Source organism: Hymenobacter jeongseonensis, from assembly GCF_015694725.1.
Classification (GTDB): domain Bacteria; phylum Bacteroidota; class Bacteroidia; order Cytophagales; family Hymenobacteraceae; genus Hymenobacter; species Hymenobacter jeongseonensis.
Map to the genome: position 1 here is coordinate 1 of NZ_JADQDQ010000027.1, position 12,210 is coordinate 12,210.

Here is a 12,210-nt window from a genome sequence, read left to right on the forward strand (position 1 = left end):
TGGACGCGCCCGCCCCCGAAGACCGCCCCGCCGAGGAAGCCGTGCCCCGGGGAATCTTCAGCGTGAACAGCTTTGGCAACGGCTGAGCCCCAAAGCGAGGCGAGAAACGACCGTTTCGCTGAACCCTGGGGGCTTCTCAGTATTACTGTGTCGACCGTTGGCTTCGTCGCCACGCGTTGCCATCCTTTGCCCCCGGAAGTGGTCCGCGCACGTATCGACGTCGTAAGCCCACTTGCCCGTTCTTTTTCGGCCGCAAGGCCATTGCCATGAAAGCATCCCCATCCATCCTCAAAGCCGCGCTGCTGGCCGGCGTGGCGCTGGCCGCGGTCAGCTGGCACGCGAAACCCGGGACCCCGAAGCCGCAAAAAGTCCGACTCGCCCGCCTCGTGGTCGACTCCACGCAACTCGCCCGCTACAAGGCCCTGCTGAAAGAGGGCGTCGAAGCGGCCGTGCAGAAAGAGCCCGGGGTGTTGACCCTGTACGCGGTGTTCGAACAGAAGCGCCCGAACCACGTGACCATCCTGGAGGTGTACGCGGACGAAGCCGCCTACCAAGCGCACCTCAACACCCCGCATTTTATGAAGTACAAACAAGGCACCTCGGCCATGGTGCAGCAACTCGAGTTGGTGGAGACGGACCCGCTGATTCCGGAGTTGAAAATCAAGTAAGCCCGCGGTTCGTCGCCACCGCGGCGCGTTTACCTTCGGACCGTTTCACTAAACGTCAGGCGGAGCAAAACAGCCTTTCGGACGGTGATTAGTTGTTGGCTGGAACCCGGTATAGAATACCGCCGTGTTCGAAGGTGCCGTCGGGGTGCGCGGGGCTGCAATTATTGGCCGTGAGTTGCACCCGTTGCCGGGTCTTGAGTTCGATGCGAACCGCTAGAACACACGTGCCTTCGTAATTATAGGCCACGGAGGGATAGGCGTTGCCGTCCTCATCTTCGTCGATTTCGGGGTCGCCCGCAAGAGCCGTGGCCGTGCCTTCGAGCCGACGAGCCTTGCCCGTGGTTTTGAGGCTGTCCACTAAGTGAAAGCGGATGGTGCGGGCGGACACTTGCACGACCCGAAGGGTTTGCCGGAGCGTATCGTCCTCGAATCGGTACCACGTGGGCCGGGGCTCCGAGTCGTTCCGAGCCGTTTGGTGGGGGGCAGAGGAGGGGGTGGTCGGAGGCGTGTTCACGGCTACCGGGGGCACCGGAGACGTGGGGGCTGCTAATTGCCCTGGCTGCTCGGCTTCGGAAGAAGTGCCTTGGCATGAGGCCAGCAGGAACCCGGTTCCGAAGCACACCAGCATGGAATGAAATGCAGGAGAGGGCATTAGGAAGGAACTGCGAATAATTGCACCATCTGCTAAAAGTAGTGGCTTTTGCGCCTCCCGCTTGACCCTAATGAACTATGTTCTTTCGCTCCTTCAACTGAACGGCGCGCGTTTACCTTGCCACCGTTTAATTGCAATCGCCGTGACTTCTCTTGCTCCTCTTCTGCAACAATACCGAGCCGCTGCCTCGCAGCACGGGCAAGCGACAGCGACAGGTGACGCCAGCGCCGCCAATCGGCAGTATGAGCAGCTAACGCGCGCCTATCGGGCCATCCAACAACACGGAAAGGAAGCCGTTGTGCACTTGCTACCATTGTTGAACGATGGCGACTGGGCCGTGGCCACTTGGGCGGCGACCCATTTGCTGCCTTCGCATGAACCGGCGGCGACGGCGGCCCTGCAGCGCATTAGCCAGCAGCCCGGCATAATGGCTTTTGGCGCGCAAATGGTCTTGCAGGAGTGGAAAAACGGGCGTCTGCGCCTCGAGTAGTTGAGGCAATAGCGTGTAAACGCTCGTTTAGGCAGCTTTTCGTCGCCAGACCCTCGTATAGCGCCTCGCACAAGCGTTGACAAACGCTTACAACCGCTTCGCGAACCGTTCGGGCGCGATTTCGACCGTTTGGGTATACCAAGAACCCTGGCGCCGCGACAGCCGCCAGCAGCTCCGGTGCATGGCCCGGGCGGTGGTACCTTTCCGTTCCTTTCCCCTTCCCCGACGACTCCCATGTTTCGCCTGCTCGGCCTCCTGCTGCTGGTGGCTTGCTCCGCCCGCGGGCAAGTGTCCCTGCCCCCCCCGGCGGGCGTGTCGGCCCCGCGCTTCGCCGCGGCCGACACGGTGGCGGCGCTGCACCGCCTGTTTGCGGACCAACGCGCCAAGGGCCGGGCCTTGCTGGGCGGGGCCGGCCTGGTCGCCTTGCTGGGCGCGGGGGGGGCACACCTGGCCGCCGAAGCCGCCGACCCCGGCCAACAAGGCTATACCTTCTTGGCCGGGGCCGCCCTCGGGCTGGTCGTGGCCGTGCCGCTGGCGCTGGCCAGTTCGGATAAGTCCGCCTACACCAAACGCTTGGAGAAACAAGTGGTGGCCGGTTACGAAGCGACCCACGTCTTGCCCCTGGACGTGCGCCGCGCCTTGCGGCTGGCCCATTTTCGCTTCCCCGAATGGCAGCCTCCCCAGCCGGGAAACGACGCCCGATAACGGACCCTTTTCCTATACCAAAGTGCGTGGCTGATAGGCGTGCTTAAACTGCTACTTCGGCAATGGAGATTGCCGCGACATCCGCCACTAAGCAGGAGACGAAGCGGCCGTATCCCACCAAGGAAAGAAGATGGGTCCACTCGGCTGCCTTCCTGCCATACGCTAGGTGGTAGTTGGCCCGGGTCTGCTGCATGAGCATGCCAAAGTCGGGGGCGGGCACATAAACCCCGTTTTCGACGGCGAGCACCTGCGATAAGTCTTCAAGGGCCAGAAAGCAGGTCCGGTCGAAGCCCGCTTGATTAGCCAACGCGGCACCGGCAAACGCGAGGTCGTTTGTGGGCAGGGTCAAGGCGATTTTCTGGTCGTTTTCGCCCAGGACGAGCACCAACTGCAGGCGGCCATCGGCGTAAGTATAGGACTCCAGCACGGAATCGCCGCTATTGCTCACTACGTCGGCAAAGGTCATCATGGTCAACAGCAAAGAAACAACACCCCGAAGGCGTAGCTCACCGGAAAAGGATGAGCGAAAGGGTATAATTACGCTCGCTATTCTATTCGGACCGTTTCGCTGAACGCAGGTGCAGCCCTGAGCTATGTTTGCGGCATCGAATGAAAAATCAACAATTACTGAAAGGGCTGTTCTTAACGACTGGTATCGTGTTGGGCGTGTTGTTTCACCCAACTGGCCGGGATGAAGACCTAGGCTTCGCCTTGGTAAGCATGGCCGTTTTTTACGGCATGTCTTATCTGGCCCAACATCGTGGCATTATGAGCCAGGTCTTCGTCTTTCTAGGGGCCGCTGTGGTCTGGTTCGGCCTGTACTTGCTCTTCCGTGCCTTGTAGCAGCAAGGGGGCAGCGAATGTGCGTTTACCTTGCCACCGTTTTCCTGACCGGTGCCGCGCACCAAGAGGCGTTCGCGCGCCCGGCACCGTGGGAGAAGACCCCCCGCGCTGCCGGGCGTATTCTCCCAACGGGGCGGGGGTATTCGCCCGAACAGGCGGGCGTATTCTCCGGCAAACGGGGGGAGAATACGCCCGCGCCAACCGTTCGGGCAACCGTTTAGAAATGCTTATAAACGGCTAGCAAACGGTTCGGCCTACCGGTACGACCCTTTGCGCAAACCGAAGAAGGTACCGGTTCCGCGACAGGCCCCGAAGCCGGCAGCCGGCGCGCGACCCCTGGCGGGGTCAGAGAAACAAGCCCAGCGAGTTATTGCGGTCCAACTCTTCGAGTAGCTCGCGCAAGCGCAGGACACAGGCGCGTTGGTCCGCCGTTAAGGGCGAGGCCTCCAACCGTTCGAGCAGGGCCTGGGCCTCGCTCAGGTGACCGCTCGAGGAGAGGTGGGACAAGGTATCGAAGAGGCCCATAAGGAGCGGGAATAGCACATGGAACGGAACGGCGCAAAAGTAAGGCGCCCGGAGCTTCGCCAGACGGACTTTCGACCGTTTCGCTGAACGGGCGCAAGGCGTGATTTTTGGTCAGGCAGGGAGCGCAAAGTGCGTTGCCCACCACGAGCGTAAATAGGGAGTGATTTCAAACCCGGCCTGCGCACTGGCGCCCCAACAGCACCAATCATGCACCGTCCAAGCGTGTAAAGCGGGGTTTTGGTCCAACAGCCCTTTTACAGGGCCCCAGGCATGCTCCAAAGCGGCCGGCTCTTCTTGGTCGGTGGTTGCCTGCAGCATCATTTCCATCAATACGACTCGCTCGTCATCTGAAGCGGAGGCGTACAGCTGCCGGTAGTCGTCCAAGTGTTCCGGCGAGGCCACTTCCCACGGCCAATCCTGCATCACATCGGCATACGGAAGCCCCAGTTTGCTGGCCACCAGTTGCCGCGCTGCCGTAGTTTCCCATCGTTGGGGTGGTAGGTTCTGGAGCATGGCCACGAAGGTAGAAACCACCTCCTCGTTAAAAAGCTCGTTTGCCCGATCGACCGTTAAAGTGAACGATGTGCCATGTCCCAATTTTGTGCGGCTTAGCTAGACCACCTCACTTTGTCTACGCTCCAGTTTAGGTAAAGGGCGGGTGACAAGCAGACTATTGCACCACATCGCAAGGGCAGTCCACTTACCGCCGTTGCTCTCGGGCACCTACCGACTCGGCATCAGCTTCACCGGGAGCTGGGCGGCGCGCCGGAATCAGAGGTTAGCCCTCGGCTCCGGCGCCGCTGCTAAGGGACGGCTTATCTTTCGCCTGACTTCGGTCTGGTTCATGGGGCATTCTCATGGGTCATCGTTACGCCACCACTGTATGCTAAACCGTTACCTGCTGGCCCTGCTGTTGCTAGCCGCCGCCCCCCGCTTCGCCCAGGCCCAGACCACCACGCCCACCGGCGGCGTAGGCATCGGCACCACCGCCCCCGACCCCTCGGCCGCGCTCGATATCGTGAGCACGAGCAAAGGCCTGCTGCTGCCGCGGGTGCCCGCCGCGGCCGCCATTGCCAGCCCCGCCCCCGGCCTGCTGGTGTACCAGACCGGCGCGCCGGCCGGCTTCTACTACAACGCCGGCACCGCCGCCGCCCCCAGCTGGCAGCAACTGGCCACGGCCGGCAGCGGCACTGGCGACAACCTGGGCAACCATACCGCCACCCAATCCCTCAAGCTCAACGGCAACGCACTTTCCAACAACGGCACGGGCGGTATCCGCATTGATAACGACGGGAAAGTAGGCATTGGCACGGCCAGCCCGGCCGGGCCGTTGCAGGTGAATGGGGAGCGCCTCGATCCGGCCGGGATAGGCGTTGACCAGCAACAGCCGCAAAGCGCCGGCTTAGATTTTAAGGTGGGGGCCAGCCAGTCCTTTACGGCGGGCAGCAGCAACCGGCTAGTGCGGGTGGAGATCGGAATGTTTGACGCCGGGGCTGGCCAGGCCGTTTTCAACCTCTACCAGGGCACGGGCACCGGCGGCGCGCTGCTCAGCACCCAGACGTTTGCCATTGCCAACACGAGCTACAGCCAAACCCTGGTGTACCAGAACATCGTGCTGCCCACGCCGGTGCTCCTGACCGCCGGCCAGGGGTATACCTTGAACGTGCAGGCGCCCGCGGGGCGCATTTATTTTTTCTTTCAGCCCGACAACCCCTACGCCGGGGGCACTGCCATCCCCCAAGGTTTTCCGGGCACCGACGTCGACTTGGCCTTTCGGACGTACATGACCACGCCCGCCGCCCTTGTGTCGGTGCCGGCCCTCACGGTGCTGCCTTCCACCCACGTGGGCATCGGCACTGCCACGCCCGGCTACCCGCTGGAGGTGGCCGGTACCGTGTTCAGCAGCACCGGCGGCTTCCGCTTCCCCGACGGCACCACGCAGACGACTGCGACGGCCCCCCAAACCCTGAGCGTGAGCGGGCAAAGCCTGAGCATCAGCGGGAGCGGGGGCAACACCGTGACGCTGCCCGCCGCTGCCGATAACCTGGGCAATCACACCGCCACCCAGAATCTGAACCTGGCCGACCAGCTACTCGTGGGCAACGGCGGCACCACCGGCCTGAGCGTGGACGCAACCGGCAACGTGGGCATCGGCACTGCCGCCCCCACTCAGAAGCTGGACGTGCGTGGCAACGTGCGCTTGGGCGACAACGGCGGCCAGGCGGCCGGCACAGGCCAGGCCATCGAGTGGGTGGGGCCAGGCGTGAGCTCCGACCCCGTGGGCATTTACCGCGTGAACCCTGCCGTGGACCAGAGCGAGCTGCGCGTGGTGGTGGGCGACGTCCCCGACCTCAGCGACAAGTTCGTGGTGGGCCGCATGGGCGGCACCAGCACCGAGGGCGGCCTTCCCACGGGCACCTTCACGCCCACCTTCTCGGTGAGCAGCACGGGGCAAGTGCAGGCCCCCGGCCTGGCCGGCACGGGTACCCGGGTGGTGACGGCCGACGCGGCCGGCACCCTGGCCACCCAGGCCCTGCCCACCGATGCCCAGCAGCTGAGCCTCAGCGGCAGCACCCTGAGCCTCACCAACGGCGGCAGCGTGGCGCTGCCCAGCGCTTCCGGCGACAACCTGGGCAGCCATGCGGCCACCCAGAACCTGGACCTGGCCGGCTTCCAGCTCGTGAGCGGCGGCGGCACCGGCCTGGCCCTCACCAGCGCCGGCAACGTGGGCATCGGCACCAGCACGCCCACCAGCACGCTCCAGGTAAATGGCACCAACGCCATCGGCGTGGTGATGGGCCTGGTGGGCAGCAGCGCGGGTACGGCGCTCGTGGGCGGTGGCTACTTGGGCCTGAGCCCCGTTACCGGGGCCGACTATTACCTGCTGCCCGACGCGGCCTCCTGCCGCGGCCGGGTGTACTACCTGCGCAACAACAGCTCCACCAACACCGCCTACGTGAGCTCGCAGGGGGGCAGCCTGTACGACGGCACCTCGGCCACGGCCGCGCCCGGTACCTACAACCTGAACGCTTCCGGCTCGACGAAGACCGTGACGGTCATCTCCGACGGCGCCAACTGGACGATTATTCGCGGCGGCAACTAGTAACCGCCCCGGTTGACCGGCGCCGGCCCCTTGCCTTTGACCCGTTATCCCGCTGATATGAAGAAACGCCTTACCCTCGCCCTGCTGCTGCCGGCCCTCACCGGCCTGGCCCAGGCCACCCTCACCAACGACGGCGCCACCCTCACCGTGTCGAATGGTGCGACACTCTACGTGGCGGGCGGCGTGCAAAACAACACCACCGGCACCCTCACGACGGCCGGCACCGTGCGGGTGGACGGCGCCCTGACCAACGCCGGCACCCTGGACCTAAGCACCGGCGAGCTGGAGGTGCGGGGCGACCTCACCAACACGGGCACCCTGACGCCGGGCACCGGCCGGGTGACGTTCAGCGGCGCGGCCGACCAGCGCCTGACGCCCGGCGGGGCGACCTTGTACCAGGTCCTCGTCAACAAACCCACCGCCGGCGCCAACACGCTGCGCCTGACCGGTGACCTGACAATAAGCCACCTGCTGCGGTTGACCAGCGGCTTGGTCACCACCGCCAGCGGGGGCAGCGTGCACACCCTGCGCCTGCCCCACGGGGCGACGCTGGCCAACGACGGCGCCGGCCACTACGTGCTGGGCCGGCTGGAAATCACCCGCGACGCGGTGAGCGGGGCGCCGGTGGATTTCGGCCACGGCGCCGTGCTCGACCCCGCGAGCAACCACCTGGGCACGGTGGTCATCACGCGCCGGGCGGGCCTGCTCACGGCCGAATCGGCGGCCGCGCCCGAGGGCAGCTTCGGCCAGAACCTGACCAACGGTGCGCTGCGGGGCATCGACCGCATCTGGACCGTGGCCCCGGCCACCCAGCCCAGCGCCCCGGTGCAGCTGACGCTGAGCTGGCCCGCCGACAACGACCACGGCATCAGCGATTTCAGCCAGGCCCGGGTGTGGCAGCAGCCGGCCGCCGGCCAGCCCTGGGCCGCGGTGGGCGCGGCCACCGATGCCCGCACCCGCCGCCTCACCGCAGCGCCCACGGTGCTCAACCGCTTCACGGTCAGCAACGCGGCCAACCCGCTGCCGGTGGCGCTGCTGGCGTTCACGGCCCAGCTGGAAGGGCCGCGGGCCGCGCGCCTGCGCTGGGCCACGGCCACGGAGCAGCACAACGCCGGCTTCACGGTGGAGCGCAGCCTGGACGGGCGGGCCTTTCGCGACATCGGCACGGTGGCCGGAGCCGGCACCAGCGCCACGCGCCAGGACTACACCCTGCTCGACGGCCGGTTGCCCGCGGGGGCCACGCTGCTCTATTACCGGCTGCGGCAGGCCGATTGGGACGGCACCCTGAATTTCTCGCCCGTGCGCACGGTGGCCTTGAGTCCGCTGGCAGCCGGCTTCGTGGTGTACCCGACGAAAGCGGCGATTGGGCAGGAGGCGACGTACCTCTACACCGGGCCGGCGGGGCCGGCCACGCTGCTCGTGACCGATATGCTGGGCCGGGCGGTAAGCCAGGTGGCGGCGGATGGCCGGGCGCAGGGCGCGGTGCCGCTGCGGGGGCTGGCGTCGGGCGGCTACTTGGTGCGCTACACCACGGCCACGGGCAGCTTCACGGCCCGCCTGGTGGTGGAGTAGGGCCGGCGGCTCTTACTGCCTTTTTGCTTCTTCTCTTTTGGACTGCTTACTTATTTCTCTTACATGAGTCACGTTTCCTTTTTCGGCCGCTGGTTGTTACTGCTAGCCTTGTTGCTGCCGGGCGCGTTTCGGGCCGCGGCCCAGAACGTGGGCATCGGCACCACTACCCCCACCCAAACCCTGGACGTGAACGGCAGCGTGCGCGTGCGCGGCCTGAGCGGCACCGATACCCGCCTGCCCGTGATATTGCCCGACGGCACACTGGGCGTGAACCCGTCCGTGTACGGCACCACGGCCACGGCGGGGCCGCTAACCCTTCCCACTGCCGCCACCGGCAGCGTAGCCACGGGCGACATGCCCAGCAGCATGGCCGTGAGCGGCCCAACGGCCTGCGTGGTGACCATCTCCGGTTACTTGCAGGTCTTTGACGTGAGCAACCCGGCCAGCCCCATCCTGCGCGGCCAGGTGGCCACGGGCCGTCGCCTCTACAGCGTGGCCGTGAGCGGCACGACGGCCTACGTGCTGAACGACAACAACACCTTGCAGGTCTTTGACGTGAGCAACCCGGCCAGCCCCGCCCTGCGCGGCCAGGTAACGACGGGCGACACCCCCTTCGACGTGGCCGTGAGCGGCCCGACGGCCTACGTGGTGAACGCCTACAGCAGAAACCTGCAGGTCTTTGACGTGAGCAATCCGGCCAGCCCCACCCTGCGCGGCCAAGTGGCCTCGGGCGGCGGTTACCCGGTCAGCGTGGCCGTGAGCGGCACGACGGCCTACATCGCGGACCAAGGCAACAACACCTTGCGGGTCTTTGATGTGAGCAACCCGGCCAGCCCTACCCTGCGCGGCCAGGTAGCCACGGGCAAGGACCCCGGCAGCGTGGCCGTGAGCGGCCCGACGGCCTACGTGGTGAGCAGCAGCGACGGCACCCTGCAGGTCTTTGACGTGAGCAACCCGGCCAGCCCCGCCCTGCGCGGCCAGGTGGCCACGACGGGCCAGTACCCCGGCGAGGTGGTCGTGAACGGCCCGACGGCCTACGTGGTGAACAGCAACTACCACACCTTGGAAGCCTTTGACGTGAGCAACCCGGCCGCTCCCGCCCTGCGCGGCCAGGTGACCACGGACTATTCCCCCGTCGGCGTGGCCGTGAGCGGCACGACAGCCTACGTAGTGAACCAGAACAGCAACACTTTACAGACCTTCAGCTTTTCCAACCAGCCCCGCGCGGTCGCCGTGAACGCCGACGGCTCGCTGACCTCGTTGCCGATGCCCAGCCACGTGGTAGGCCCCACCGGGGCCACCGGGCCTACCGGGGCCACCGGCCCCACCGGGCCCCAGGGACCGGCCGGCACCAATGGCACCAATGGCACCAACGGGGCCGACGGCACCAACGGCCTCAACGGGGCCAACAGCATCGTGGCCGGCCCCGGCCTGAGCGCCACCACGACCGGCAGCACCACGACCGTGCAACTCGGCGGCACGGCCCTGACGGGGGCCACCGACCTGCCCCTGGCCGGCCAGAACCTCACCTTCTCCGGCACCGGCAACGTGGGCATCGGCAGCAGCCCCCCCACCGCCCGCCTCGACGTGAACGGCAGCACCCGCCTGCGGGGCCTGACCACGGCCGGCTTTGTCCAGACCGATGCCAGCGGCAACCTGAGCAGCGGCACCGGCAGCGGTTCTTTCATCCAAAACCAAACGGCCGCCGCCCAAACCGGGGGCTTCAGCCTGGCCGGCACCGGCGCAGTGGGCGGCAACCTGACGGCCGGCACCAACGTGGTCGTGGACGGGGCCGCCACCAACGCCGGCACCCTCGCCAACGGGCTGCGCTTCGGCAACGCCACCGGCGGCCAGGGCATCGCCAGCAAGCGCACGACGGGTGGCAACCAGAACGGACTGGACTTTTACACGAACACCGTCGCCCGGATGAGCATCAGCAGCACCGGCAACGTGGGCATCGGTGCCAGCAGCCCCACCAACCGCCTGGTGGTGGGCAGCACCCCGACCACGTCGGTGCCCGTGGACGAGCAGCACAACCTGCAGCTGGAAGTGCGCCAGGGCACCGGCAACAAGGCCCTGACGCTGGGCGTGCTACCCAACGGCTCCGGCATGATTCAATCCAAGGAGTTTGGCGTGGGCTACTCGCCGCTGCTGCTGAACCCGGTTAGCGGCAGCGTGGGCATCGGCACCGGCAGCACCGCCCCGCGCGGACAGTTCGACGTGGCCGGCACCGGCGACATCTATCTCACCTCGAACCCCGCCGCCAGCGGCATCCAGGCGGCGCATCTGCCGGGCCTGGTTTACCTGGCTCCCTACGGCAGCAGCAGCAGCGGCGACGCCGTGCTTCAGGCCGGCGTGAATACGGCCGGGGCCAACCAGGGCATCGTCCTGCGCACCAATAACGGCGGCAGCTACCTCGACGCGCTCCGATTGGGGTCCCAGGGCCAGGCTACCTTCAGCAGCCCCAACGCCGCGCCCTATCTCATGCAAAGCACCGCCGCCGACCCCAACGGGGTGCTCACCATCAACGTGCCCGGCGGGGGCTGCACCAACTGCGCGGAAATGGTCCTTTTCAGCCGGGGCGGCACCAACATCGGCAGCATCGCGGTGAACGCAGCCGGCACTGGTGTGAACTACAACGCCACCTCTGACAAGCGCCTCAAGGAAAACATTGCCCGCACCCGCTTCGGCCTAGCCGACCTGCTCAAGCTCGAAGTAAAGGATTACACCTTCATCGGCAACCCCAGCACCACCCGCAACACCGGCTTCCTGGCCCAGGACCTGTTCAAGGTCTATCCCGAAGCCGTGAAAGAAGGCGACTACGGCCCCACCATCACCAACCAGTGGGGCGTGGACTACGGCAAGCTCACCCCGCTGCTCGTGCAGGCCATCCAGGACCAGCAGAAACTGATTGAAAAGCAGCAGGCCGAGTTGAACGCCCTCAAAACCCAGAATGCCGCCCTGCAGACCGGCTCCGCCGCCGACCACGCCAGCCTGCTCACCCTGCAAGCCCAGATGGCCCGCCTGCTGGGCGAGGCGGCCCCGGTCAGGGCACAGGCCCGCCAGTAGCAGCCCGTGCCTGCGGGCATGAATAAAGGCCCCCGGCCGTGTGGTCGGGGGCTGTTTGTATAGTAGCTGCAAAGGCAGCGCACAAGTGGGCGTAATCGGGGGCGCTGGTGGTGTTAAGTCCACGAGTACCACGCGGGCCGTTTCGGGACTGGTAATCATCAGGTCGGGGGTGCACCTTCACCGTGAGGCCGGTGGCCTCGTGGGTGGCAGTGTGGGTCTGCTCGGCTTGGCTGCGGTAAAGCAGGTTGTAGCTGAAGCGCCAGCAGCGCGCGGCGGCACATACCATCGATGACGGGCAGAGTGTATTCGATGGGGTAGCGGCACTTCCGAGCGAGCCCCGGTGTGGGACGAGCACTTGGCGATGACGTAACTGAACTGACGAGTTTACGAAACTCGTCTCTCTGGCGCATTTCGTAAACGTTGATTCGTAGACGAGTTTCTTAAACTCAACCAATGCTGCATAGGCCACTTTGCCGCTGGGCGCAGGCCTGCGCACGAGGTTCAGTGAAAGGAGGGGTTAATTCTGCCTACTCCTTCTCTCTCACGAATACCAAGGTTGACGTAATGCCAGCGCCTGTTACGA

Annotated in this window: 12 protein-coding genes; 7 read left to right on the forward strand and 5 right to left on the reverse strand. The window is 65.8% G+C overall.

Annotated features, from left to right (window positions below):
- The first annotated feature begins 266 nt into the window (after positions 1-266).
- Positions 267-668 carry a putative quinol monooxygenase gene (locus I2I05_RS21600; RefSeq protein WP_196284350.1) on the forward strand — a complete coding sequence of 134 codons (402 nt, stop codon included), beginning with the start codon at positions 267-269 and terminating at the stop codon, positions 666-668.
- Positions 669-756: 88 nt separating this feature from the next.
- On the opposite strand, the gene I2I05_RS21605 is transcribed toward I2I05_RS21600, so the two are convergent.
- Entirely contained in the window at positions 757-1,320 is a 564-nt protein-coding gene (locus I2I05_RS21605) for a hypothetical protein (RefSeq protein ID WP_196284351.1), read from the reverse strand.
- Positions 1,321-1,390: 70 nt separating this feature from the next.
- Here I2I05_RS21605 and I2I05_RS21610 point away from each other — a divergent pair, with 70 nt between their 5' ends.
- Positions 1,391-1,810, forward strand: a complete 420-nt coding sequence (locus I2I05_RS21610) for a hypothetical protein (protein ID WP_196284352.1) — start codon at positions 1,391-1,393, stop codon at positions 1,808-1,810.
- A gap of 234 nt (positions 1,811-2,044) precedes the next feature.
- On the forward strand, positions 2,045-2,515 hold the full coding sequence (locus tag I2I05_RS21615; protein WP_196284353.1) for a hypothetical protein: 471 nt from the start codon (positions 2,045-2,047) through the stop codon (positions 2,513-2,515).
- Positions 2,516-2,558: 43 nt separating this feature from the next.
- On the opposite strand, the gene I2I05_RS21620 is transcribed toward I2I05_RS21615, so the two are convergent.
- Positions 2,559-2,984, reverse strand: coding sequence for a hypothetical protein (locus I2I05_RS21620; protein ID WP_196284354.1), 426 nt, complete (start codon positions 2,982-2,984; stop codon positions 2,559-2,561).
- A 140-nt stretch (positions 2,985-3,124) separates the two neighbouring features.
- Here I2I05_RS21620 and I2I05_RS21625 point away from each other — a divergent pair, with 140 nt between their 5' ends.
- Complete coding sequence (locus I2I05_RS21625) at positions 3,125-3,358, forward strand: hypothetical protein (RefSeq protein WP_196284355.1); 234 nt, start codon at positions 3,125-3,127, stop codon at positions 3,356-3,358.
- 345 nt (positions 3,359-3,703) lie between these two features.
- On the opposite strand, the gene I2I05_RS21630 is transcribed toward I2I05_RS21625, so the two are convergent.
- Positions 3,704-3,883 carry a hypothetical protein gene (locus I2I05_RS21630; protein ID WP_196284356.1) on the reverse strand — a complete coding sequence of 60 codons (180 nt, stop codon included), beginning with the start codon at positions 3,881-3,883 and terminating at the stop codon, positions 3,704-3,706.
- 111 nt (positions 3,884-3,994) lie between these two features.
- Positions 3,995-4,396 carry a hypothetical protein gene (locus I2I05_RS21635; RefSeq protein WP_196284357.1) on the reverse strand — a complete coding sequence of 134 codons (402 nt, stop codon included), beginning with the start codon at positions 4,394-4,396 and terminating at the stop codon, positions 3,995-3,997.
- Positions 4,397-4,766: 370 nt separating this feature from the next.
- On the opposite strand from I2I05_RS21635, the gene I2I05_RS21640 reads away from it, so the two are divergent.
- The 3 genes from I2I05_RS21640 (at position 4,767) to I2I05_RS21650 (ending at position 11,627) form a co-directional block, all read left to right on the forward strand.
- The gene (locus tag I2I05_RS21640; RefSeq protein ID WP_196284358.1) at positions 4,767-6,986 is read left to right on the forward strand and encodes a hypothetical protein; all 2,220 of its coding nucleotides are present in this window, start codon (positions 4,767-4,769) and stop codon (positions 6,984-6,986) included.
- 57 nt (positions 6,987-7,043) lie between these two features.
- A complete protein-coding gene (locus tag I2I05_RS21645) occupies positions 7,044-8,558 on the forward strand; it encodes a T9SS type A sorting domain-containing protein (protein WP_196284359.1) in 1,515 nt (504 codons plus the stop codon).
- 63 nt (positions 8,559-8,621) lie between these two features.
- Positions 8,622-11,627, forward strand: coding sequence for a tail fiber domain-containing protein (locus I2I05_RS21650; RefSeq protein ID WP_196284360.1), 3,006 nt, complete (start codon positions 8,622-8,624; stop codon positions 11,625-11,627).
- Here I2I05_RS21650 and I2I05_RS21655 read toward each other — a convergent pair.
- Entirely contained in the window at positions 11,605-11,913 is a 309-nt protein-coding gene (locus I2I05_RS21655) for a hypothetical protein (protein WP_196284361.1), read from the reverse strand. The two genes, I2I05_RS21650 and I2I05_RS21655, sit on opposite strands and share 23 nt — an antisense overlap.
- Between the last annotated feature and the right edge of the window lie 297 nt (positions 11,914-12,210).